Raw genomic sequence first — 22,208 nt, 5'->3', positions numbered from 1 at the left:
CGGCTCTGACGGGGCAGGCCCCGAGAATTAGTTATTTCCGGTAGATAGGGATTGTGCTGCATCTTCAAAAGTGCGCGCCGGATTATACTCTGCCATATCACTTAAGGGTCTGGCCAAGCGCTCATAAGCATCTTCACTGACCAGAAAGGCCCAGCCTTCAGCACGTCGATTGATCAGCATCGCCATGCCGGACGCATCATCGCTTCGCCCTTCGGCTTTCACCGCGACCCAGCGGGTCTGGCCGACTTGATAGAAGTCAAAATCCAGCGATAGGCCAGTAAATGTCACGGCATTATGATGGGCGACGGCAATCTGATCGGCAAAGTCGGATAAGGGGCGCACATCGCGAAAGCGTAGGCGCGTGGAGGAGATGGCCGGGCCATTGGCCGCGCCCGCCGTGAGAAGGCGCCAGCCGCGCGGTTCACGCAAGACGAAATTGCGGCTGCCCGCACCCGGTTTCATCAAGAAGTAGTCCGGGCCATCTTCAGGATTAATGCGTGTCCGCGCAATCGTTCCGGGATCAATATTCAGGAAATCGAGCCCCAACCAGCGATCGGTCTCATTCAGGCCTTCAGGCAAGTTGCCGGAAATGCGATAAACCCGCGCACCGCCACGTTCACGCACATAGAGGCCGTCATTACGCTCGCCCGTGCCGAAGATTACATCGACAAGGGCTTGGTTTTTATCATCTTTAATGGTGAGGGCCAGGCCATAACCGCCTTGATTGGGCTCACCAATATGCAGGCGTGCATATTTATCCGGATCACGTGTTAACGCTGTTTCAAAATGGATCGTGGTGAGAAATTCATCCAGCTCCCCCATCACGTTGGAAAGGGCGGGATAATCCCCGCGTGAGGGCAGAACCCAGACGCCGTCTTGCCGGCGCAGAACGAGATGTTGATCACGGGTACGGATCTCCAATGTGCGCGCTTGGCTGGCTTGCTCACGCCATAGCGGCAGAACGGGACCGGCAACATCGGGGCGGGTATCGGTTCTGGCATCATGCCAAACCGCTAACACGCCCAGCACCAACAGGCTGAAACCGACGAAGAGCCCGCCGAGAGCAAGGCGTAATCTGAACTGAGCCGGGCTCATGCGCGCCTCCGACGACGGATGAAGAAGACGATCAAACCGATCAGCAAAATACCGCCCGCCGGTGCCCAAAGGGTCCAAATCATCAGCTGGCGCTCCAGCGCATCAATATCACGATGGAAGCCGCGCTCAATATCGCGCAAACGCGCGCGGGTTTCCAAAATCTCTTGGCGTAGGGCCTCGGCATTGGCTCCGCTTTCATCCTCACCACGGGTGAGGGCCGAGGCACTGCCCTGTTCACGCAAGGCCTGCAAGCGTGTTTCCGCTTCGAGCAAGCGGGTCTCGAACTGGGTTTGCAGCTCTAAATACCGGTCTTCGGCTTCGGCGCGCAGGGCTTCGACCCGCACCATGGGGCGGATGGATGACGCGCGCGAGCGTAGACCCAACAGGGCGCGATCCCCAGCCAGGCTATCAAGCCAGTTGAGCGCTAGGGTGATATTATCGGCAACGATCTGATCGCCGCTGAGGAAGAAATTCGGATCGAGCCAATCGGCATCGGCAATCACAATAATGTCGACCGGACCATCAGAGATTTCGGCATGATCGGCCTCGATCAGGCGCGCATCGGTTTGCGCCGGTGGGCCATTGGGGAAGGCCGTATTGATAACGCCAGACAGGCGCGCCGCCAAAATCTGCTGACCCAGATCCAAACCTTCATACAGGCGGGCAACGTCATCCGGGCTAGGCGAGGTGGCAACGATATCGACATCCAGCACCGCGCCCTCATCGCTGGTCATCATCAAGGGCGTAAACTGCGTCGAAGCGCCTTCGAGCGGTGAAAGAAGCCCCGGCGAACCTAGATTAATTCCACGGCTGAGATTGGCGGTGGTGGGATCACCTGCGGCGAGGCCCGCTTGCGGAACGGAGAACCACAGCGGATAGGCGCGCATGCGCGGACGACCATCGGCCTCAACCACTTGCACGGGCAGGCCTTGCTGGCGATCCATCACCACTTGGGTGGTGTCATAGCCCATACCCCATTGGCCCAAGAGATTGCCCAGATTGGAGCTGCGCTGCGCATCAATCGGCGGCAGGCCATCGCGGCCCGGTTTCAAGGCCATATGGGCCAGGGGGTCGAGGATGGCGAGGATGCGGCCTTGATGCAGGGCAAATTGATCGATCAGATAAAGCTGATGATCGGTGAGGCGGCCGGGATGCCACACGACTAATAGATCCGTGCTCTCGGGAAGGGTCTCAAAGTCCCGATCCAGCCAAGTCAGCTGATAGGCGCGCTGTAATTCAGCGACCAAGGGATGATTATCCCCGCCCTCAACGGGCTCCAGCGCCAGGCTGGAGACAACCGCGATATGGGGCGTATCAGCCCGATCCAGCTCTGCAATCAGGCGCAGGATATCATATTCCAGGCGCGCTTCTTCACTGGGATCAAACACATCGACAATACGCGCATCATCCACCGAATTGGTGGCGCGTAGCCCAAAGAATAACGGCGTGCCCCCTTCACCTGGGATCTGGGTCAGGCCCGCGGCAATGGCCGCGTCTTCGTCTTCACTGAAGGGTTTGGGATCAATTTCGCGCAGGCGGATCTGCCCGCGTGCCTCGGCTTCGATGGTGCGTAAGAGGCCGCGCACGCGCGCCCCATAGGCACGGATGGCGGGATATTGCGCGGCGTCGGCGCGCGAATAATAGAACTCCAGATCAATGGGTTCGCCAATGTCCTGCAAGATATCACGCGCGCCGGGGCTTAAGCGATAGAGCTGCTGCTCGGTCAGGTCCAGGCGCACGCTCTGGGTCAAGACACCGGCGAGCAGGTTCAGCCCGACAAAGCCGCAGATCAGGGCCAGGGTGACGAGGGCGATATGGCGCGCGCTATTCATCGGCCCCCTCCCCGGCGCGCATCAATCAAGGTGACGCTTAAGGTGAGACCCAGGCCAATCAGGCTTAGAAAATAAAGCACATCACGAAGCGTCACGACGCCGCGGCGTAGGGATTCAAAGCGGGCAAGGGCAGAAAGCTCGCCCAAGGCCTCCGCACTGGCACCGGGTAAATGATCGGCCAGCATATCGAACACAAAGGGTAGACCCGTTATGGTAACGAGGAAGCAGGCCCCGGCCCCCAGAACGAAGGCTATGACCTGGTTGGGGGTGGTCGCCGAGAGGGCTTGACCTAAGGCGAGATAGGCTCCGGCCAATAATAACGCCCCGCCATAGCCCGTAGCGATGGCCCCATTATCGGGTGCACCCAGATAATTCATCGCGATCCACAGCGGAAAGGTAAGGATGAGGGCGCAGGCCGCCATGGTCCAGGCGGCGAGGAATTTCGCGCCGGCCGCAGACCATAGGCTCATCGGGGTGGCCAGCAGCATTTCTAACGTGCCGCGATCACGCTCCTCGGCCCAGGCGCGCATGGCGAGCGCGGGCATTAAGAACAGGAGGAGCCAGGGGAGGTAATCGAACAAGGGGGCCAGATCGGCGCGCCCGGTATCAAACAAGGCCCCGGCCTGCCAGGTGAAACCCGGCGCGGCAAGCGCGAAGACGCTCAAAAACACATAGGCGAGCGGGGTCTGGAAATAGGCCGCCAATTCGCGGCGATAAAGCGCATAAAGCCCGGTCATGATCCATCCCCATGATGGCAGATCTGCGAAGGGGTGTGGAGGGGCTCCGTCGGGGCGGTCAGGGTGCGGAAGGCACTCGCCAGGCTCACCTCACGGCCCAAATGCATCAGCTCATGCGGGCTGGCATTGGCGCGCACTTCGCCATCGGCGATGACAATGGCGCGTGAGCACATGGTCTCCACCTCATCAAGAAGATGGGTGGAAATGATGATCGCTTTTTTTGGGGCCATTTCAGCCATCAAGGCGCGCACGGCGTCTTTCTGATTAGGATCCAAGCCATCGGTTGGCTCATCCAGGATCAGGATCGGTGGATCATGGGCAATGGCCGCGGCCAGCGCCGCGCGCCGCTTATAGCCCTTTGAAAGATCGCTGATGGATTTATGGGCCATCTTGCCCATGCGTGCGCGCTCCAAGGCGTGATCGGCGGCGTCTTTTAAGGCAGAGCCAGAAAAGCCGCGCGCGCGTAAGCAAAAGCGCACATAGCTGAGCGGGGTCATCGAGGGATAGGCCGGGGCCCCTTCGGGCAAATAGCCGAGATAGGTTTGCGCTTCGCGGCGTTGCAGGGCGCTATCAAAGCCATTCAGCCTGGCTTGGCCGCCATCAGGCTCCAAACATCCGGCCAACATGCGCAAGGTGGTCGATTTGCCTGCACCATTGGGGCCTAACACGCCAAGGACTTCACCACGCTCAACCTGGAACGAAACGCCTTTGACAACTGTTTGATTGGAAAAGCGTTTGACCAAAGAATCTGCGATGATCATCGACGCCTCGTCTCATCTGGACCGTGCGAGCATGCCCGCGTGATCCACCCTCTCCCGATGCTCTTAGCGATAGCCTGTCTTAGGGCGGCTGGCTAGGTGTGACGCTAAGACGATCTCAGCATAATTCACCCTAAGGATAATCCACAAAGGTCTAAAAGCGTTCCCGAAAGATTGCAGTTGCATGAGCGGGTAAAATGGGGGGAAGCTGGTGTCGATCAGCCAGTCGCCAAATCCGGGGGGCTGGGGGGGCTGTGAAACCAGGACCTAGCGTCGTCCCGACCGATCGACAGGAATGAAGATGGCCATGGGATGAGGCGCAGAGAAGACCGAAATAAGGCGGTATTGTGGCGCTTCATGAAATGTCAGTAAGAATAAGGGTATGACGTGTATTTGAGTTTAGCCTGCACCAAAAGGGTGTGAGATGAGTGCAACACCCTTCTCGAAATCATCCCCCGAGATCGTGATGTTTCAGCGTGAAGAGCTGGATAAGATTTTGTGGGTCTATGGACGCATGGTGGCGGCCGGGGAATGGCGCGATTATGCGATTGATGGCCTGAAGGATCGCGCGGAGTTTTCAATCTTTCGCCACGCCGCCGAAGTGCCGATCTATCGCATTATCAAAACACCCAAGGATGCCCATAAGCAGGGGGCTTACCGCGTGGTTGCCGCTACGGGGGCGATTTTAAAGCGGGGTCATGATCTGGCCCAGGTGATGCGGGTCTTTGATCGCTTATTGTTGAAGCTGACGCCCTAAACACGGTAGAGCCCACAAAAAAACCCCGGCCCAAAGGACCGGGGTTTTTGTCATCAAAGTTAGGATCGCTTAGCGGCGATTACCCAACAGCATCAACAAGAATTGGAACAGGTTGATGAAGTTGATGTAAAGGCTCAGCGCGCCCATGGATGTCGCAACCGCCATAGAACGCTGATCACCACCCAATTGGTAATATTGTAGCTTCAGGCGCTGAGTGTCATAGGCGATCAAGCCAGAGAAGATCAAAACACCGATACCAGAGATGATCATCGCCATCATGCCTGATTTCAGGAACATGTTAACGACCATCGCCAGGATCAGGCCGATGACGGCCATGATCAGGAAGCTGCCAAAGGCTTGCAGGTTACGCTTTGTGGTATAGCCAAACAGCGACAGACCAAAGAAGGCCGCTGAGGTGATGAAGAAGGTCTGGGCTACCGATTCACCGGTATACACCAAGAGCCATACGCCCAGGCCTGCACCAATGGTGGCAACCATGGCCCAGTAGAGCAGGTTCGCGGCCGCGGCGCTGGGGTTTTTCATCACAAACATCGAGCCGAAAATCATGACCAGCGGCGCAAAGCGCACGATATTACCCAACAGGGTGTAGCCGACCAGATAGCCATCTTGGATGTTGAACATGGCATCGCGCACCGGCGGGTAGGCCGAGGTCAGATAGGCCAGAATACCGGACAACACCAAGCCGAGACCCAGCTTGTTGTAAACGCCCAGCATGAATTTGCGCAAACCCGCGTCTGCGGACATATCCAGCGTGGTTGCGCCATAGTTTGCCCGTGAATATTCACTCATCGTGTCTAACTGCCTTTCTCAATCCATAATCACGCATAGCTGCGCTTTGTTACATAATATCGGGTGTGAGCGCGCCAATTGCAAGTGAAACCGGCGTTAGTTTCATAGGCGATCACATGATTTTGCCTTGACGGCACAGGCAAAATTGATGAGGGCTAGGGCTATTATGACCTTACGCTTATTTGCGGGATTGCCGATCCCTGATGAGATCGCTGAGCGTTTTGAGCCCCTCATGAAAGGTGTGAAAGGCGCAAAATGGCGCAGGCGTGACCAGTTTCATATCACGCTGGCCTTTTTTGGTGAGTTGGATGAGCGCCGCGCCGAGGCGCTCGATAGTGAGCTGGCGCGTATCGATCAGAGCCCCTTTGAGATCCAGCTTAAAGGCGCAGGCCATTTTGGCAGGACAGAGCCCCATGCTTTGTGGCTCGGCGTAGAGGACAATTCTGCCCTTCATGATCTGGCGGGCCGGGTGGAGCGCCGTGCGCGGGCCTTGGGTCTGGACATGGAAAAGCGCGTCTATCGCCCCCATGTGACCATCGCCTATCTGCGCCGACCCGATCTGGAGCGTTTGGCGACATTTGAACGCCGTTTAGGCCTTTATAAGTCCAAGCCTTTCATGGCGGACCGGTTTTATCTCTATTCCAGCTGGTTTCACGATAAAGGCGGCACCAGTTATGAGATCGAAGCGGAATACCCCCTCCATCATAAGCTGGTGATCGGGTAGGGGTGCGCAACCTGATGGTGTGTGTTTGAGGGTCTAATTCTATACTCAAACTATCACCCCAAACTTGATTTGGGGTCCATGCTGACAGGGTTAGGCAAGGCTTTGCACGACCAGACTATAGTTCAAGGTCACGGCATGGATGCCAGATCAAGTCTGGCATGACATTTTTCCTTAAGTTTCCTCGCTTCGCTGCGGGCGCACGGTCGTCCTTGCGAACCCGATGGGTCCGGTTCTGTTTCCTCGCTTCGCTGCGGGCGCACACTTCTTATTTGTCCTAACGCCTGTCGGCTATTTGAGGACATTCGCGCTTGCGGCCTGACGGCCGTTATCGCCTGCTTGAGGGCATAAGCGAAAACCCGCCTGAGCAAGCTCAGGCGGGCATAACACTTGGCAGAAGCGTTAAAGTCTTAGGACTTTTGAGCGCGCTGCTCGATCCCGCGTCCGGTGGTACGCTCAACAATACGCGCAGACTTACCACGGCGATCACGTAGATAGTAAAGCTTGGCGCGGCGAACGCGGCCTTTACGCTTCACTTCGATAGAATCGAGGATCGGAGAATAAACGGGGAATACGCGCTCGACGCCTTCACCGAAAGAGATTTTGCGAACCGTGAAGTTCTCGTTCAGGCCTTCGCCAGAACGGGCAATCACAACGCCTTCGAAACGCTGGATACGCTCACGGTTACCTTCGCGGATCCACACGCCCACTGAAACAGTGTCGCCTGCGGAAAACTCAGGGATTGATTTTTCACCCAATACGCGGGCGGTTTCTTCTTTTTCGAGCTCTTCGATCAAGTTCATCGGGTCTCTCCATTGCGCCGCTGATATCTCTCGAAGAGATCGGGACGGCGCCGCTCTGTTAATGCTTCTGCCTGGTCTTGCCGCCACTGGTCGACCTTTCCATGGTCGCCCGATAACAGCACATCGGGAATAACCTGCCCTTCCCACTCCCGCGGACGGGTGTATTGGGGGTATTCAAGCAGGTCACCCTCGAAACTCTCATCTTCGGTGGATGCCATCTTGCCCAGCACACCGGGGATCAATCGCACGCAGGCCTCGATGAGGTATTGCGCAGGAATTTCACCACCGGCCAGCACGGCATCACCGACACTCACCTCTTCCATTTCCCGGCTGTCGATGACCCGTTGATCCAGGCCTTCAAAGCGTCCGCAAAACAGAATAACGCCCGGCCCCTGTGCCCACTCTCGAACCCGAGCTTGGGACACCGGTTTGCCGCGCGGTGTTAAGTAGATTAATGCGCGCCCGTCACGGGGCACGCTATCAATCGCCGCTGCTGCTACATCGGGGCGCAGCACCATTCCTGGGCCGCCGCCAGCCGGCGTGTCATCAACGGAGGCGTGCTTATGACGGGAAAATGACCGAATGTCTACCGTCTCTAGCGCCCAAAGACCGTTTCTATGTGCAGAATCTATGAGAGAGACGCCTAAAGCGCCTGGAAATGCCTCTGGAAACAGGGTTAAGACAGTTGCGGTCCATGTCATGGGCGCGGGGTATGGCATCCAATAGGCGAAGTTTCAAGCTGAGAGGCCAGCTATCCTGGCTAAGCCCTTAAGCGCCAAACCTTCATATCTTTCTCTGTCGATCCAGATTTAAGCCCCTGATCTATTGCGGGCTGTCTTTATGTTTGGTCTTGGCTGCGCCGCCCATCAGGCCAAAGCCGACAATGATAAGGGCTCCGACACCAATCCATAGAGGCGGAACACTGAGCCTATAAAGCCCCATCCCGATCGCAAGCGCCAAAACGATAGAGCCTAACAGATATGCGCTAAAAGCAGACATGACGCCTCTCCTTGATCAACCTCGCCCAAAGGACTTCAGCAAAATCAACGCGTCAGCGATGAGAGCGTTCCGGAAGATAAAAGCGCAGTGGTAGACATAAGCTATGTTTGCAGGTCGTCTTCAGGCGTATCCCCCTCTAAAAACGCCTTGCGACCGGCTTCTTCTTCGGCCTGGGTTTCATTGCCCTCTTGCGGCGGATTGGCGATGATCTTGCCGGCCTTGATGTCGATATGGGGCACAGCTTCGCGGGTGAAGGCTAACAGCCAGCTGCCCTTACGATCTGGGGTCTTGTGCAGCTCTAGAAGGTCGCCTGCGCCATAATCAAAGACGGCTTTGACCTCGCCCAAGGGATTACCCTCCAGATCCTCGACCTTCAGGCCATAGAGGTCGGTATAATAAAACTCATCCTCTTCCAGATCGGGGAAAACCTCGCGCGGCACAAACAGCTGCGTGCCTTTCAGGGCCTGGGCCTCTTCGCGCGATTTCACCTCCGCGATGCGCGCGATAAAGCCATCATTGGTGCTTTTATGGCTCTTCACGGTGAAGAGCGGCGCGCCGGTTTTATTCAGGAAGGGGCCATAATCAAAGACTGCATCGGGGTCAGCAGTGAAGGATTTGATTTTCACCTCGCCTTTCACGCCATGGGCCCCGGCGATAGCACCGACCAGAATAAAGGTGTCAGAAGCGCTCATAATACTCAGTTCCTTGATGGCGAAAAACCAGCTTACATAGAAGAAAAGCCGGATGGTTGCCCATCCGGCTTTTATAATTCGCTGACGATAAGGGCCAAGCCTTATTCTTCAGCAGCAGCCTCTTCACCGGCCTCTTCTGCAGGCGCTGCGGCGGCGGCTTTGGCTTCTTCTTCCGCTTCCTTACGGGCGGCTTCTTTTTCAGCACGCTCTTCAGCGCGTTCTTTGGCTTTCTGGCCAGGAACCGCTTTTTTCGGGTTATTGCCGTGTTTCCACTCAATAACGCCAGCTGCGCCTAAGAAGCGAGCCACACGGTCGGTCGGTTGAGCACCTTTTTTCAGCCATTCAGCGGCTTTCTCAGCGTCCAGAACGATACGCTCGGCGTGATCGCGTGGCAGCATCGGGTTGTAGATGCCGATTTTCTCGATGAAGCGGCCATCGCGCGGCATACGGCTGTCAGCGACAACGACGCGGTAGAATGGACGTTTTTTAGCGCCACCACGGGCGAGACGAATTTTCAATGCCATGATATTAAGTCCTTGATAGGTCGTTTATTTTTTACCGAAGCCAGGGGGTAGGCCTTTGGGCCCCAGTGATCCGCCAAGTCCAGGCAGGCCACCTGAGGATCCACCGGCCCCTGGCAGGCCCGGTAGTCCTTTGACGCCTTGCGGCGTGTTTCCTTTGAGAAGATCTTGCGCAGCGCTGCCCAGATCCGGGGCGTCACCCATACCGCCCGGCATGCCAGGCATTCCGCCCATCATACCGGCCAGGCCTTTGGGGCCTTTTTTGGAGACCTTCTTCATCATGTCCGCCATTTGGCGGTGCATTTTGATCAAGCGATTGACCTCAGGCACGTCGACGCCTGCGCCCATTGCGATGCGGCGCTTGCGGCTCGCCTTCAAGATATCCGGCTTAGCGCGTTCTTCTGGGGTCATGGAGAGGATTATGGCTTCTTGGCGCTTAAGCGCTTTGTCATCAAAGCCCGCATTGGCCATTTGTGATTTGGCTGCTTTATTCATACCGGGCAGGAAGCCCATAATGCCGCTGAGCCCGCCCATTTTCTGCAATTGGCGCAATTGGTCAGCCAAGTCTTCGAAGTCGAACTTGCCCTTGGCCATTTTCTTGGCCAGCTTTTCAGCCTTGGCGTGATCGACCTCAGCGGAGGCTTTTTCCACCAGCGAGATGATATCGCCCTGGCCCAGGATGCGCCCGGCCAGACGTTTGGCATCAAAGGCATCCAGGCCATCGACTTTTTCCGAAACGCCCAGGAATTTAATCGGCAGACCCGTGACCCAGCGCATTGACAGCGCCGCACCGCCGCGCCCATCACCATCCATCCGGGTCAGGACCAGGCCGGTCAGCTTCAAACGCTCGTTAAAGCGGGAGGCGGTTTCGACGGCATCTTGACCGGTCAAGCTGTCGGCGACCAACAGGATTTCGCGCGGATTGGCAATTTCAGCGATTTTGGCCGCTTCGGCCATCATCTCTTCATCAATGGAGGTGCGGCCCGCGGTATCGAGCAGAACGACATCATAGCCCTGAAGGCGCGCGGCCTGCATGGCGCGCTTGGCGATCTCAACCGCGCTTTGGCCCTTGACGATGGGAAGGCTCTGCACCCCGGCCTTTTCAGCCATCTGGGCGAGCTGTTCCATCGCGGCTGGACGGCGGGTGTCGAGTGAGGCCACGAGGACTTTTTTACGCTCACGCTCAGTCAGGCGCTTGGCGAGCTTGGCGGTGGTGGTGGTTTTACCCGAGCCCTGCAGACCGGCCATCAAAATCGCAACCGGGGGCTCCCCGATCAGATTAAGGCCTTCGGGCTCACCCTCGCCGCCCAACAGCTCAACCAGGCCGTCGTGAACGATTTTAATAACTTGCTGGCCCGGTGCGACGGCGCGGATGACTTCCTCACCCACGGCGCGCTCTTTGACCTTTTTGACGAAATCTTTGACGGCAGGCAGGGCGACATCGGCTTCTAACAGCGCGACACGTATTTCACGCAAGGCCGCATCAACGTCCTTTTCAGACAGAGCGCCGCGCCCTGTGATCTGATCAAATACGCCCGATAAGCGCTCTGTTAATGCGTCAAACATTGATCCGCCTTGGGGTTGTCCCGTTACCATACTCATCGCGAATATGGTGATGATCTGCGCCAGTCCCAAAGGGATGCGCGCGCCTTCATGCCATATCCGTTTACTCGCAACCAAAGGGCCACGCGCCAACACCCCCACTGGGCGAAGTCTTTCGCTGAGTGAGGGATCTCGCCATCCTCCGGTTTGTCATAATCGGCCGACAACCCTGTGATGGAGAGACAAGCGGGCTAGCGCTTGATTTGAGAACGAAGACGCCTAGCGCAAAGTCAGCCCAGAGTCAAGGAAGGGGGCGTCGGGGGTGAGGTTTTAAAGGCGCGCCAGACATAGAAAAGCCCACCGCCCGGGGAAGAGAGCGGTGGGCCAGGCTTAAGGCGAGGGGGGCGCTTAAGCCGAACGGATACCGGCCAGGAAGTCTTCGACTTGGGTTTTCAGGCCGTTGGATTGGCGTGCCAGCTCATTGCTGGCCTCGGCGACCTGGCTCGCCGCGCTTTGGGTCTCTCCGGCCATCTCCGTCACTTCGCCAACTGATCCGGTAACGCCCTGCATGCGTGAAGAGGCGTTCTGAATGTTGGAGGAAATCTCGCCCGTGGCGCCTGATTGTTGCTCAATCGCGGCGCTGATCTCGGTGGAGTGGGCGTTGACCTCCTCCATGATTTGCGAGACGGACTGGATGGAGACAGCCACTTCAGACGAGGCCGCCGTGATGCGGCCCAGCTGATCGCCAATATCCTGGGTGGCTTTGGCGGTTTGTGCGGCCAGGGCCTTCACTTCGCTCGCCACCACGGCGAAGCCCTTACCGGCTTCCCCGGCGCGGGCCGCCTCAATCGTGGCATTGAGCGCCAGCAAATTGGTCTGTTCGGCAATGTCATTGATCAGCTGGATAACCTGGCCAATCGCGGCCCCGGCAGCCTCAAGCCCACTTACCTGATTGCTGGCAGAGCGCACCAGGGCGCTGGCCTGATGGGTGGCGGCGGTTGAGCGTTGGGTCTTTTGCGCGATCTCGTGGACCGAAGCGCTCATCTCTTCTGCCGCCGCGGCGACATTGCGCAGATTGCTGTCGGTGTCTTCCGCCGCAGAGCGCGCATTGTCAGAGCTGGACGAGGTGCGCCCGGCCAGATTGAGCAGCGATTGCGCATTGGCATCTAGTTCTGCCACCGCACTGGCAACCGAGCTTAATGCTTCTTGCGCGGCGCTTTCAAAGACGATCGCCATGCGCTCAATTTCTTCACCGCGCGCGAGCTTTTTCAGGCGCTCCATCTGGCGTTCTTGTTCGGCGGCCATGTCTTCGACCTGAACCAGAACTTGCTTGAAGACTTGCAAGGCCCGCGCCAAGGCACCGATTTCATCGCCGCGATCCTGGCCTTCAATCTCTACGCTCTTATCGCCGCCGGCGATGATTTCTGTGGTGCGGGTCATACGTATGATGGGGTTGGAGATCTGACGCGCGATGAGCACGCCCAGACCACCCAGAATGATCGTCAACACCCCAGCCAGCAGGATGACATCGCGGGTCAAACGATTGGTCGCGGCCATGGCTTCGCGGGTGGTTTGTGCAACAGCGAGATGCCAGGTGAAGCCCTCATAGTTGAAGGTATCGAAGGCCATCAGGCTGTTTTCGCCGCGATGATCCTGCGTCGTGGTGAAGCCAGCGCTGGCGTCACGCACGCTGGCGCGAAGACCTTCACCAACCGGTTCGTTTAACACGGTAGATTGGGTCGAGAAGCGCGCCTGGGTCCGCATCAGGCCATCATCGCCAAAGGCGTAGGCTTCACCGGTTTCACCCAGGCCGGTCGCGGCACCCATCACGGCGCTCAAGCGATCAATCGGCATTTGGAAGGCGAGGACGCCGATCCGGCGACCATTTTCATCAAAAACCGGCGTCGCCATGAAGCTGGCCGGGGCATTATTGCTGGGCGCGTAAGCTTCGAAATCCACGAAGGTGAGATCGCCTTGCGCGGCCGTGCGTGCGCTGGCGAAGGCTTGCGCCAGGCCACTGTCGCGGTATCGCCCCTGGGCGAGATTGGTGGCGAAGTCCTGCTCTTTAAAGACCGAATAGACCAAATCGCCGGCTTCGTTGATCAAGAAGATATCGTAATAGCCGCGCTCGACCTGTAGCGTGCGGAACCAGGGATGGAACTGGTTGTGAGCCTGTGAATAGGCGCTGCCATCACTGGCCATGCGCAGATCATCACGCTCGCCCGCCGGGTGAGGGTTATTGCTCAGATAGGCTTGCTGGAGGTGCTGGCTGGCATTGGAGCCAAGCTCACTCCAGCTTTGTGAGTAAGCACGTATGGCCGCGCGGGTATTGGGATTTTGCGCCACAACTTTCAAATCATGGGCCATCCCATCAAAATAGAGGTGGAGCGTGTCTTTGCGGGCGGCCAGAACGGCTTCAAGGCGCTCTTGTGTGGCCGCTTGGGACGCGCTTTGCGAGCGCATCACGCTTGCGGCTCCTAAGGTAAGGCCAAGGGTTAGAACCCCGCCCAACACGATAAGGGTGATTTTTAAGGATATGGATAAAGATTTCAGCATGACTTCCCCCACTCTGAATAAGGTTATTCAAAGGAAAGCGCGCATAAGATTAATGAATGTATAAGGCGAACCTCATTGGTGAGTGTATTCATGCACATGCAACTGGCTCGCTTTCTCTAAATGATTTTTATTTAGCGAATGACGTGCTTTAAAATTTCTGGTTTATCGAAAAAATTGCAGCAGATGTGTCAATAGGGGAAAAATGGGTAATCTATAGGCGACTTATGTGACGTCGCTCGTAACTGCAAGAAAAGTGCAAATAATTTATTCTGTAAAAGAAAACGCCCCTCATTTACTTGAGAATGAGAGGCGTTTAACGGTATTTCTTCTCTATTACGCAGCGCGAATACCGGCCAAGAAGCCTTCGATTCGCGTTTTGAGGCTTTGAGATTGGCGCGCCAATTCGGCCGTTGCTTGTGCAACCTGGCTGGAAGCGCCTTGGGTTTCACCGGCCATTTGCGTCACATCATGGATCACACCGGTGACGCCGCGCATACCGGTAGCAACATGTTGAACATTGCCAGAGATTTCCTGGGTGGCGTGGGCTTGTTGATCCACAGAGGTACCGATTTCATCGGCATGGCTTTGGATTTCTGTCATGATGTCAGCGACATTTTGAATGGCACCGGCCACGGTGGTGGCGGCGGTGGTGATCCGGCCTAGCTGGCCTTCGATATCGCTGGTTGCTTTGGAGGTTTGAGCTGCGAGGGCCTTCACTTCGCTGGCCACCACGGCAAAGCCTTTTCCGGCTTCACCCGCGCGTGCGGCCTCAATCGTGGCGTTAAGTGCCAACAGATTGGTTTGTTCGGCGATGTCGGTAATCAGCTTGATCACCTGCCCGATGGCGGCTCCGGCCGCTTCCAGACCACCGACTTGCTCCCGCGCGCTTTCCACTAATTGGCCGGCACGCTTGGTGGCCTCGTTGGAGCGATTGACCTTGTGCGCGATTTCACGCACGGAGGCTGACATTTCTTCTGAGGCGGCGGCGACACTACGCACATTTTCACCGGTTTGGTTGGCATCTTTTTCTGCACCCTCAGACTGATCACGGGTTTTGTCGGCCAGGTGGGTAAGGGCACTGGCATTGGCATCCAACTCACTGACCGCGCCTTCCACGGTGAGGAGGGCTTCACGCACGGCGTCTTCAAATTCAACGGCAAGGCGCTGAATTTCCTCGCCGCGCTCTGCACTATCCATAAGGCGCATTTGGGCTTTTTGCTCTTCGACGAATTCTTCGACCTTAACTAGGGTTTCTTTAAAGATGGCAACGGCCCCGGCCAGCTTGCCGACTTCATCGTCACGGTCGAGATAGGGGACGGTCTGTGTTTTATCCCCCTCTGTAATGGCCAAAGTGACTTCAGTGATTTTCGTAATTGGTTTGCTGACCTGACCAGCGACCCAAAATCCGGCCATACCGATGAGAATAGTCAGGCCCGCACTGATAAGGATCAAATTCCAGGTTAAGCTCACGACATGGGCTAAAGCTTCACTGCGGGTTTGGGTGACTGCCAGATACCAGGTCACACCATTGAAGTCTAAAGTCGTAAAGGCGGAGATGACCTTGTCACGCTTGTGGTCGGCAATCGACCCGCTGCCTTGTTGTTGGCCCCGGATCATGGCGCGTAAATCTTCACCGACATTGCGCTGCAGGATGGTTGAAGTGGTAGAAGAGCGCGCATCGGTGCGCATCAAGCCGTTATCGCCAAAAGCATAAGCCTCCCCTGTAACACCAAGACCTTCAACACTGCCCATGACGGAGTTCAACCGGTCAATAGGCATTTGAAAGGCGAGTACGCCAAACTGGCGTCCTTGAGCATCGACAACTGGGGTCGAGATGAAGCTGGCCGGGGCATCATGACTGGGCGAATAAGGTTGAAAGTCGAAGAAGGCGACTTGACCTTCACTTAAACTCTTACTGGCAGTAAAGGCCGCGCCCAGATCCGTGGAGTTATAAATGCCGTTGGCCAAGTTCGTGGCATAATCTAGTTCTTTAAAGACGGTGTAGACAAGATTGCCGTCCATATCGAAGAGGAAAATATCATAATAGCCGCGTGCGCGTAGAAATTGGCGGAACCAAGGATGGTATTGGCCATGGAAGCGCGAATATTCAGACCCATCATTGGCGCGATCTAAGTTTTCCTTTTGTCCGACAGGATTGGGATTGTCCGTCAGGTATAGGCGTTGCAAGGTTGTGGGCGCATTGCTGCCAAATTCATTATACCCGGTGCTGAGATCTCTGATGGCCGATTGCGTATTGGGATTTGAAGCAAGTGTGACCAGATCTTGCTCGATGGAATCGAGATAGGCTTTGAGCGCATTCTTCCGGTCATTAGCGATGGTGAGGAGGCGTTCTTCCACGGCAGCTTCTGCGGCCTCAGAACTGCGCCAAATGCTCGCAACACTTAAAGCCAGACCAAGGACTAAGCATCCCAGAAATACCACAAGCCCAAATCGTAAAGTGAGAGGTAGAGATTTAATCGCGCCCATAGTCAAAAACTCCCTGACATATCTTATGAGGATCAAGGGATTTGGGTTAACAGAGCGATAAACAGTGACTCGATTCATTTAAAAAGCGTATCATGCCTTACAAACTCTTGGTCAAAGAGTATGTGACATAGGCTTAGCGCGGTTCAGAACTTGGGCAATGGCGCACGCGTTGGCGCTCAGCCTGGGTCAGGTCGGCTTGCCAGCATTGATCAAAAACTGAGCAATAACAGGCGCTAAAGCTCATATTCCATCGCTCTTCATTCAAGGTGTTCCATAAGGTGAGCGCGTCTTGGAAGCGTGCTTCGTCCCTGAAGTCCTCACTGAAATACGTTTCAGGCTTGGGCACAGAAAAGTTAACGATCGTGATGGTTTCGGAAGGGGCAAAGATCCGTCTGACGACACCTTCCGTCGTCAGACGCAAATGGCCTTGATTGAGGGCGCGCCAATTTTCCAGCTTGGCTTGCGGGCTGTCACCGGGTGCGCAGCAATCGACGATGAGCCGCCCTAAATTGCCGGCATTGTTAAGATCGTAAAGGGTGCCGCGATATAGGATTACCGCGCTTTTGACCTCTGCCGGTCCCATGCCACCGTTTGACATCTCAAAGGTGATTTCGACTTGGTCGCGTTCAGCATTGTAATTGCCGGTGGTGACTTGCAAGGCAGGCCATACATTGGCTTCCAGGGTCTTTTGCATAACCCGGCCCTGGTAGAAGGCGACGAAGAGTGATGCCAGGGAGATGACGACCACGCAGACCGCGATCACCAACTCCACACTGCGCACATTCACCTTCACAGGTTTGAGTTTTTTAAAGGCCATGCTTACTCATTGGCGGGAGCACGATAAATCTCTTCATCGAGCTCACCTTCCCATTTGGCCACCGCAACCGCTACGGTGGCATCGCCCGTAACATTCAATGCCGTGCGCGCCATATCCATGATGCGATCAACTGGCAGGATGAAGCCGACTATGATCGCGACCTGTTCGGCTGGCACGTTAAAGGTGCTCAACACAATGGCCAGCAAGAACAGGGACACGGAAGGCACGTCCGCCACCCCGATGGAGGTCACAGCGGCCGTCACGGCGATGATGACATAATTCATGAAATTAAGCTCATAGCCGAAGGCTTGGGCGGTAAAGAGCGCGAGAATGCCCAAATACATCGCCGTGCCGTCCATATTAATGGTTGCGCCAAGGGGCAGGACCGAACCGGCAACGGATTTCTTCACGCCCAGATTGTCTGAAGCGTTGGAGATGGTGACGGGCAAGGTGGCAGAGCTGGAAGCGGTCGAATAGGCGACGGCGATGGCGTCCATCATGCCGCGCACGAAATTCATCACCGGCAGGCCCAAAATGAAGCGGATAATACCGCCATAGACGATCACAGCATGCAGGAACAGGCCCAGATAAACCGACCCGATGAGGACCGCGATGGTCTTTAGGGCTTCAAAACCTTGGCTCGCCATGGTGTAGGAGACGAGGGCGAACACACCGAAGGGCGCGACTTCCATGACGATGTGAGTGACATTCATCACCACGTCTGCGGCCTGGGTGAAGAGCTTACCCACCATCTCGCCCTTTTCGCGGGCCATCAAGATCCCCACACCAAACAGAACGGCGAAGAAGATCACAGCCAGGACATCCCCACTGGCCAGCGCAGCGACCGGGTTGGTGGGGATGATATTGATAAAGCGTTCCGCCAGGGTTGGGGCTTCAGCATTAAGGGTGTGGGCTTCGACCCCACCCAAATCGACACCCTTACCGGGTTGGAAGATGAGCCCGACAATGATGCCTATGGTATTGGCGAACAAGGTCGTGAGCATATAGAGCGCGAGGGTTTTGATGCCGATTGAGCCCAGGCGCTTAGGATCACCCAGGGCGACAACACCGGCGACCAAAGTGGTTAAAATCAAGGGGACGACCATCATCCGGATCATGCGGATGAATATTTCACCGATCGGGCTGAGCCAGTGATCAATCCATTGCGCGGCCAGCATGCTGGCTTGGGCTTCATCCATGCCTTGGGCCAGGCCATGGCGGGTCAGGATCAGTTTTAGGCCATAACCAAAGATAACCCCTAAGAACAGCGCGAGCAGGACGCGCTTCCACAAAGTGATTTTAAACCACCCCTTCATCATAGGATGAACTCCCCTTTTCTTTGAAGAGCACCCTTAACGACTATGACGAAGGCGTCAATCCTCTGTGACCGAGGTGTCGAAGGCCTTGATCAGCCAGATCCGAAGTAGGCCCAGCATCCAGAACACGCATATAATAAAGGCAAATAGGGAAATCGCATGAGTGGGAAACAGGCGTGTTAAAATGAGAATAGCCAGGCAAAGTCCGGTTTCAATACCGAGCGTGCTCCAGCTGCGATCACGATAATGCACAGCGGCTTGGCGGGTGTGTTCAGAGAACCAGCGCCAGGCCGCATTGACCCTGCCGACATCTTTGCGATCTCGGCGGCTTAAAGGGGGATTAAGATGGTCATCACTGCGCGGCATGTTGTCAGAATGCGGAAAGAATTGCGCGCTGTCAAATGCTCTGCTCTGGCTTTGGATCAAACCAGTCAAGATTATTATTTAAGAGGTGTCGGCCGGATGCGACGGTGAGGGGCAGGGCCTGCATCCGGCCGCTTCGCTGATATCAGCGATGATTATGACGCTAAGATCGCCTCGGCGCGTAGAACATCGGCCACGGCGCTGACGGTTGCAGCAATGCGCACGCTGGCTTGGATCTGCTCAGCGCTCAGACCGTGCTTGCGCAATTCAACCTCGTGGGCGTCCATGCACATGCCACAGCCATTGATGGCGGAGACGGCCATGGACCACAGCTCAAAATCAGCCTTGTCGACGCCGGGATTGCCGATGATGGCCATGCGCAGTTTTGCGGGTAGGATTTTGTAATCTTTGGCCGAAGACAAGTGCACAAAGCGGTAATAGACATTGTTCATGCCCATAATGCTGGCGGCGGCTTTGGCAGCGGTGATGGCTTCAGACGACAGTTTGTCCGCGACTTCAGCGTGGATCAGCTTTAAAACATCGCTCTGGCCCGTGGCATAGGCCGTGGCCAGAAAGGTGCCGAACTTCTTCTGGTCATCCAGGACCGTCTCGCGCGCCAGAGAGGACAGGTTAAGCTTCAAATCTTTGGCGTGCTCAGGCAGGGAGTCTTTTAAGGTCTCAAGGCTCATGGGTGTTTTCCTTGTGCTAGCCGACGGGTGAGGGGAGCCCGTCGTCGTTAAATGCGTTTGAATTGCATTTGCATGTATAGGGCCTGCGCGTCACGACAAACGGGCCAGAAGGGCGCTTAGGCATCGCGCAAAGTCTATAGGCCAGAGGCCCGTAAGAGCGGACCGGAAGGGGGCCGATCCACGGCGCTATCCCCTTCCGTTCCAGTCGTCAAATTACAGGGTGTCGCCACCGACTTGACGGTTGCAGGGGCAAAGCTCGTCCGTTTGCAGGGCGTCAAGCACGCGCAAAGTGTCGTCAGGGTTACGACCTACGCTCAACGCGTTGGCGTAAACGTGTTGGATCGTGCCTTCTGGATCCACGATATAGGTGTAGCGGTGGGCTACACCTTCTTCGGCGCGAACGCCCAGGGCGTCGACCAAAGAGCCGGTGGTGTCGGCGAACATCCACATGTTCAACTTGTTGAGATCTGGATGCTCACGGCGCCAGGCCAGTTTGCAGAATTCGTTGTCGGTAGACCCGCCCAGAACGATGGCGTCACGGTCAGCGAATTCGCCGGCCAAGTTTGCGAAAGCGACAATCTCGGTGGGGCAAACAAAGGTGAAGTCTTTAGGATAGAAGAAGATGACCTTCCACTTGCCTTCGAAAGATTTCTCGGTCAAAGCCTCGAATGCAGACTCACCGTTTTCTTCGTGATGGTTGAAGCCTGGTTTAACACCAACGATTTCGAACTCAGGAAGCGTATCGCCAATACCCAGCATAGGGAGGATCTCCATTAAATTTGATCGTTATGCCCCGATCGGATCGGAGCGCGCCCGGGCGTTCCTCGCCCGACGAGGGGACATATGGACGATTCATTTTTATAAAGCCAATGGATTGTTTCTCGGGAAGCTATAATTTATATCTATAGCCATGAGCATCAACCTACCCACACTTCGACAATTGCAATTTCTCCTCGCGCTCGCAGAGCACGGCTCGTTTTCGCGCGCCGCTGAAGTGGCGTGCGTGACCCAACCGACCTTATCCGCCGGGATCAAGGAATTAGAGGCCATATTGGGCGCGGTCCTGGTTGAGCGCGGGGCGCGCGGGGCCACCTTGACCCCTGCGGGCGAGGCCGCCGTTGAGCGTGCCCGCACGGTGCTGACCGAGGCCGAAGACCTGGTCCATGCCGCGCGTGCCGCCGGGGAGCCCTTGAGCGGAGCCTTCCGTCTGGGGGTGATCCCCACGATTGCACCCTTCTTATTGCCGCAAGTCTTACCGGCTCTGCGTCGGCTCTATCCAAGCTTAGAATTGTTCCTGCGTGAAGATCTGACGGGACGCCTGGCGGAGGCTTTGAAGGAGCGCCGTCTGGATGCGGCCTTGATTGCGCTGCCCTATGATATGCCCAGTCTGGAAGTATTTCCGATTGCGGAAGATGAGTTTTTGTTCGCGGCAGCCCCAGATCATCCTTTGATCAAGGCCAAAAAGCTTGAAACCCAGAAGGTCGCGCAAGAACCACTTCTCTTGTTAGAGGATGGCCATTGTCTGCGCGATCATGCCTTGTCGGTTTGCGGTACGGGTGATCATTCGCGCGGGGATTTTGCCGCGACCAGCCTGCATACGCTGGTCCAGATGGTCAAAAGCGGATTGGGTGCGACCTTGCTACCGCGTCTGGCGATTGATGCGGGATTGGTCGAGCATATGGAACTGGCTGTGCGCCCCTTCGATCCGCCGGTCATGGGGCGCGAGATTGGCATGGTCTGGCGCAAGGGGTCTGCGCGCGCAGAAGAAGCCAAATCCTTGGCCGAAGCGGTCAAAGCCGCTATGGCGAAGCCCTCAGTTGCGGCATAAAAGGGGCTGGGCATGAAAGCGTATCACATGAATGGCGCGGGCAATGCTTTCATCATGCTGGATGTGCGCGGTGAAGCCTTTGAAGCGCCCAGCGCCGAGGCTGTGCAGGCTTTGGAGGTCCGCTATGGTCAGTTTGACCAGCTGATCGTTTTGGGCGGCACGCGCGATGGTCTCTCCTTGCGGTTTTGGAATGTGGATGGGGGTGAGGCCGGTGCCTGCGGCAATGGCACGCGCGCCGCGGCCTGGCTGGTTTATGCGGGCGGGGATAAGGGCGAGCTTATCTTGAACACCCGCGAGCGTGCGCTGAAGGCCCGCCATGGGGCCAATGGCTTGGTTGAAGTGGATATGGGCGCGCCTCAGCTCAACTGGCGTGACATCCCTTTACGCCAGGAATTTGATACGGTGCGCATGGATTATAGCGCTGAAGCCGAGGGCGTGACGCTCTCTGGGCCGGGTGCGGTCTCCATGGGCAATCCCCATTGCGTGTTTCACGTGGAAGACCTCGCGCGGACGCCTATTCATCGGATCGGACCTCAGGTCGAGTGTGATCTGATCTTTCCTGAGCGGGTGAATGTTGGTTTTGCGCAAGTGCGCGCGCGCGATGATGTGCGCCTGCGCGTCTGGGAGCGCGGCACCGGGCTGACCAAGGCGTGTGGCACTGGGGCGTGCGCGGCTTTGGTGGCGCTTCATCGTCAGGGGGTTGTGGATCGCGAGGCGCGCTTAAGTGCCGATGGCGGTGATCTTTATGCGCGCTGGGACGCGCACACTGATCATGTCCATTTGGCAGGGCCGGTGGAGATGGAGCGTCAACTTGATGACTTTCACCTCTAAGCGCTGTTACACCCCGAGCCTTGCCTTCTGGACGCGAGGGGCGTAAGGCGGCGC

General features: G+C 56.6%; 22 protein-coding genes. 4 read left to right on the top strand and 18 right to left on the bottom strand.

The annotated features are described in order from the left end of the window. Positions 1-27: 27 nt before the first annotated feature. The 4 genes from H151_RS0103755 to H151_RS15390 are packed head-to-tail and all read right to left on the bottom strand — an operon-like array spanning position 28 to position 4,425. Entirely contained in the window at positions 28-1,095 is a 1,068-nt protein-coding gene (locus H151_RS0103755) for a DUF4340 domain-containing protein (protein WP_019960300.1), read from the bottom strand. Further along, the gene (locus H151_RS0103750) at positions 1,092-2,927 is read right to left on the bottom strand and encodes a Gldg family protein (RefSeq protein WP_019960299.1); all 1,836 of its coding nucleotides are present in this window, start codon (positions 2,925-2,927) and stop codon (positions 1,092-1,094) included. Before H151_RS0103750 ends, H151_RS0103755 begins: the two co-directional genes overlap by 4 nt. Further along, a complete protein-coding gene (locus H151_RS0103745) occupies positions 2,924-3,664 on the bottom strand; it encodes an ABC transporter permease (protein ID WP_019960298.1) in 741 nt (246 codons plus the stop codon). Before H151_RS0103745 ends, H151_RS0103750 begins: the two co-directional genes overlap by 4 nt. Then, complete coding sequence (locus H151_RS15390) at positions 3,661-4,425, bottom strand: ABC transporter ATP-binding protein (RefSeq protein WP_019960297.1); 765 nt, start codon at positions 4,423-4,425, stop codon at positions 3,661-3,663. The genes H151_RS0103745 and H151_RS15390 overlap by 4 nt, the downstream gene beginning before the upstream one ends. A 421-nt stretch (positions 4,426-4,846) precedes the next feature. On the opposite strand from H151_RS15390, the gene H151_RS0103735 reads away from it, so the two are divergent. Next, complete coding sequence (locus tag H151_RS0103735; protein WP_019960296.1) at positions 4,847-5,179, top strand: DUF2794 domain-containing protein; 333 nt, start codon at positions 4,847-4,849, stop codon at positions 5,177-5,179. Positions 5,180-5,248: 69 nt separating this feature from the next. On the opposite strand, the gene H151_RS0103730 is transcribed toward H151_RS0103735, so the two are convergent. Next, positions 5,249-5,989: a Bax inhibitor-1/YccA family protein gene (locus H151_RS0103730; protein WP_019960295.1), complete on the bottom strand. Its 741-nt coding sequence runs from the start codon at positions 5,987-5,989 to the stop codon at positions 5,249-5,251. Positions 5,990-6,155: 166 nt separating this feature from the next. Between H151_RS0103730 and thpR the strand changes: the two genes are divergently transcribed. After that, complete coding sequence (gene thpR / locus H151_RS0103725; RefSeq protein WP_019960294.1) at positions 6,156-6,713, top strand: RNA 2',3'-cyclic phosphodiesterase; 558 nt, start codon at positions 6,156-6,158, stop codon at positions 6,711-6,713. A gap of 407 nt (positions 6,714-7,120) precedes the next feature. Here the strand turns inward: thpR and rplS are convergent, their stop codons facing one another. The 13 genes from rplS to H151_RS0103660 form a co-directional block, all read right to left on the bottom strand. Further along, positions 7,121-7,513, bottom strand: coding sequence for a 50S ribosomal protein L19 (rplS, locus tag H151_RS0103720; RefSeq protein ID WP_019960293.1), 393 nt, complete (start codon positions 7,511-7,513; stop codon positions 7,121-7,123). Beyond that, entirely contained in the window at positions 7,510-8,214 is a 705-nt protein-coding gene (gene trmD / locus H151_RS0103715) for a tRNA (guanosine(37)-N1)-methyltransferase TrmD (RefSeq protein WP_026353805.1), read from the bottom strand. The genes rplS and trmD overlap by 4 nt, the downstream gene beginning before the upstream one ends. A 121-nt stretch (positions 8,215-8,335) precedes the next feature. Next, a complete protein-coding gene (locus H151_RS17675; protein WP_019960291.1) occupies positions 8,336-8,512 on the bottom strand; it encodes a hypothetical protein in 177 nt (58 codons plus the stop codon). Between the two features lie 101 nt (positions 8,513-8,613). Continuing rightward, positions 8,614-9,204, bottom strand: a complete 591-nt coding sequence (gene rimM, locus H151_RS15385; RefSeq protein ID WP_019960289.1) for a ribosome maturation factor RimM — start codon at positions 9,202-9,204, stop codon at positions 8,614-8,616. A gap of 101 nt (positions 9,205-9,305) precedes the next feature. Continuing rightward, positions 9,306-9,728, bottom strand: a complete 423-nt coding sequence (rpsP, locus tag H151_RS17795; protein ID WP_019960288.1) for a 30S ribosomal protein S16 — start codon at positions 9,726-9,728, stop codon at positions 9,306-9,308. Positions 9,729-9,752: 24 nt separating this feature from the next. Beyond that, a complete protein-coding gene (gene ffh / locus H151_RS0103695; protein WP_026353804.1) occupies positions 9,753-11,291 on the bottom strand; it encodes a signal recognition particle protein in 1,539 nt (512 codons plus the stop codon). A 384-nt stretch (positions 11,292-11,675) separates the two neighbouring features. Next, the gene (locus tag H151_RS0103690; RefSeq protein WP_019960286.1) at positions 11,676-13,823 is read right to left on the bottom strand and encodes a methyl-accepting chemotaxis protein; all 2,148 of its coding nucleotides are present in this window, start codon (positions 13,821-13,823) and stop codon (positions 11,676-11,678) included. Positions 13,824-14,156: 333 nt separating this feature from the next. Next, the gene (locus H151_RS0103685) at positions 14,157-16,310 is read right to left on the bottom strand and encodes a methyl-accepting chemotaxis protein (RefSeq protein ID WP_019960285.1); all 2,154 of its coding nucleotides are present in this window, start codon (positions 16,308-16,310) and stop codon (positions 14,157-14,159) included. Between the two features lie 133 nt (positions 16,311-16,443). Continuing rightward, on the bottom strand, positions 16,444-17,127 hold the full coding sequence (locus H151_RS0103680; protein ID WP_019960284.1) for a hypothetical protein: 684 nt from the start codon (positions 17,125-17,127) through the stop codon (positions 16,444-16,446). A 2-nt stretch (positions 17,128-17,129) separates the two neighbouring features. Beyond that, the gene (locus tag H151_RS0103675) at positions 17,130-18,446 is read right to left on the bottom strand and encodes a dicarboxylate/amino acid:cation symporter (protein WP_019960283.1); all 1,317 of its coding nucleotides are present in this window, start codon (positions 18,444-18,446) and stop codon (positions 17,130-17,132) included. Positions 18,447-18,500: 54 nt separating this feature from the next. After that, positions 18,501-18,878 (bottom strand): hypothetical protein, encoded by a 378-nt coding sequence (locus H151_RS0103670; protein ID WP_156823351.1) that lies wholly within the window; start codon positions 18,876-18,878, stop codon positions 18,501-18,503. Between the two features lie 83 nt (positions 18,879-18,961). Beyond that, entirely contained in the window at positions 18,962-19,495 is a 534-nt protein-coding gene (locus H151_RS0103665) for a carboxymuconolactone decarboxylase family protein (protein ID WP_019960281.1), read from the bottom strand. A gap of 213 nt (positions 19,496-19,708) precedes the next feature. Beyond that, positions 19,709-20,254 carry a peroxiredoxin gene (locus H151_RS0103660; protein ID WP_019960280.1) on the bottom strand — a complete coding sequence of 182 codons (546 nt, stop codon included), beginning with the start codon at positions 20,252-20,254 and terminating at the stop codon, positions 19,709-19,711. A gap of 151 nt (positions 20,255-20,405) precedes the next feature. Between H151_RS0103660 and H151_RS0103655 the strand changes: the two genes are divergently transcribed. After that, complete coding sequence (locus H151_RS0103655; protein WP_026353803.1) at positions 20,406-21,323, top strand: hydrogen peroxide-inducible genes activator; 918 nt, start codon at positions 20,406-20,408, stop codon at positions 21,321-21,323. A 12-nt stretch (positions 21,324-21,335) separates the two neighbouring features. Further along, positions 21,336-22,154: a diaminopimelate epimerase gene (gene dapF / locus H151_RS0103650; RefSeq protein WP_019960278.1), complete on the top strand. Its 819-nt coding sequence runs from the start codon at positions 21,336-21,338 to the stop codon at positions 22,152-22,154. Positions 22,155-22,208: the final 54 nt, after the last annotated feature.

This window comes from Woodsholea maritima DSM 17123 (assembly GCF_000382325.1).
GTDB lineage: Bacteria > Pseudomonadota > Alphaproteobacteria > Caulobacterales > Maricaulaceae > Woodsholea > Woodsholea maritima.
Note: the sequence above shows the minus strand (reverse complement) of the source record. Positions and strands in the feature narration are given on the sequence as shown.

What these genes read in the sequence shown, in the direction of transcription:
- H151_RS0103755 (WP_019960300.1), bottom strand. Translation starts at nt 1,095, where the DNA reads ATGAGCCCGGCTCAGTTCAGATTACGCCTTGCTCTCGGCGGGCTCTTC.
- H151_RS0103750 (WP_019960299.1), bottom strand. Translation starts at nt 2,927, where the DNA reads ATGAATAGCGCGCGCCATATCGCCCTCGTCACCCTGGCCCTGATCTGC.
- H151_RS0103745 (WP_019960298.1), bottom strand. Translation starts at nt 3,664, where the DNA reads ATGACCGGGCTTTATGCGCTTTATCGCCGCGAATTGGCGGCCTATTTC.
- H151_RS15390 (WP_019960297.1), bottom strand. Translation starts at nt 4,425, where the DNA reads ATGATCATCGCAGATTCTTTGGTCAAACGCTTTTCCAATCAAACAGTT.
- H151_RS0103735 (WP_019960296.1), top strand. Translation starts at nt 4,847, where the DNA reads ATGAGTGCAACACCCTTCTCGAAATCATCCCCCGAGATCGTGATGTTT.
- H151_RS0103730 (WP_019960295.1), bottom strand. Translation starts at nt 5,989, where the DNA reads ATGAGTGAATATTCACGGGCAAACTATGGCGCAACCACGCTGGATATG.
- thpR (WP_019960294.1), top strand. Translation starts at nt 6,156, where the DNA reads ATGACCTTACGCTTATTTGCGGGATTGCCGATCCCTGATGAGATCGCT.
- rplS (WP_019960293.1), bottom strand. Translation starts at nt 7,513, where the DNA reads ATGAACTTGATCGAAGAGCTCGAAAAAGAAGAAACCGCCCGCGTATTG.
- trmD (WP_026353805.1), bottom strand. Translation starts at nt 8,214, where the DNA reads ATGACATGGACCGCAACTGTCTTAACCCTGTTTCCAGAGGCATTTCCA.
- H151_RS17675 (WP_019960291.1), bottom strand. Translation starts at nt 8,512, where the DNA reads ATGTCTGCTTTTAGCGCATATCTGTTAGGCTCTATCGTTTTGGCGCTT.
- rimM (WP_019960289.1), bottom strand. Translation starts at nt 9,204, where the DNA reads ATGAGCGCTTCTGACACCTTTATTCTGGTCGGTGCTATCGCCGGGGCC.
- rpsP (WP_019960288.1), bottom strand. Translation starts at nt 9,728, where the DNA reads ATGGCATTGAAAATTCGTCTCGCCCGTGGTGGCGCTAAAAAACGTCCA.
- ffh (WP_026353804.1), bottom strand. Translation starts at nt 11,291, where the DNA reads ATGTTTGACGCATTAACAGAGCGCTTATCGGGCGTATTTGATCAGATC.
- H151_RS0103690 (WP_019960286.1), bottom strand. Translation starts at nt 13,823, where the DNA reads ATGCTGAAATCTTTATCCATATCCTTAAAAATCACCCTTATCGTGTTG.
- H151_RS0103685 (WP_019960285.1), bottom strand. Translation starts at nt 16,310, where the DNA reads ATGGGCGCGATTAAATCTCTACCTCTCACTTTACGATTTGGGCTTGTG.
- H151_RS0103680 (WP_019960284.1), bottom strand. Translation starts at nt 17,127, where the DNA reads ATGGCCTTTAAAAAACTCAAACCTGTGAAGGTGAATGTGCGCAGTGTG.
- H151_RS0103675 (WP_019960283.1), bottom strand. Translation starts at nt 18,446, where the DNA reads ATGATGAAGGGGTGGTTTAAAATCACTTTGTGGAAGCGCGTCCTGCTC.
- H151_RS0103665 (WP_019960281.1), bottom strand. Translation starts at nt 19,495, where the DNA reads ATGAGCCTTGAGACCTTAAAAGACTCCCTGCCTGAGCACGCCAAAGAT.
- H151_RS0103660 (WP_019960280.1), bottom strand. Translation starts at nt 20,254, where the DNA reads ATGCTGGGTATTGGCGATACGCTTCCTGAGTTCGAAATCGTTGGTGTT.
- H151_RS0103655 (WP_026353803.1), top strand. Translation starts at nt 20,406, where the DNA reads ATGAGCATCAACCTACCCACACTTCGACAATTGCAATTTCTCCTCGCG.
- dapF (WP_019960278.1), top strand. Translation starts at nt 21,336, where the DNA reads ATGAAAGCGTATCACATGAATGGCGCGGGCAATGCTTTCATCATGCTG.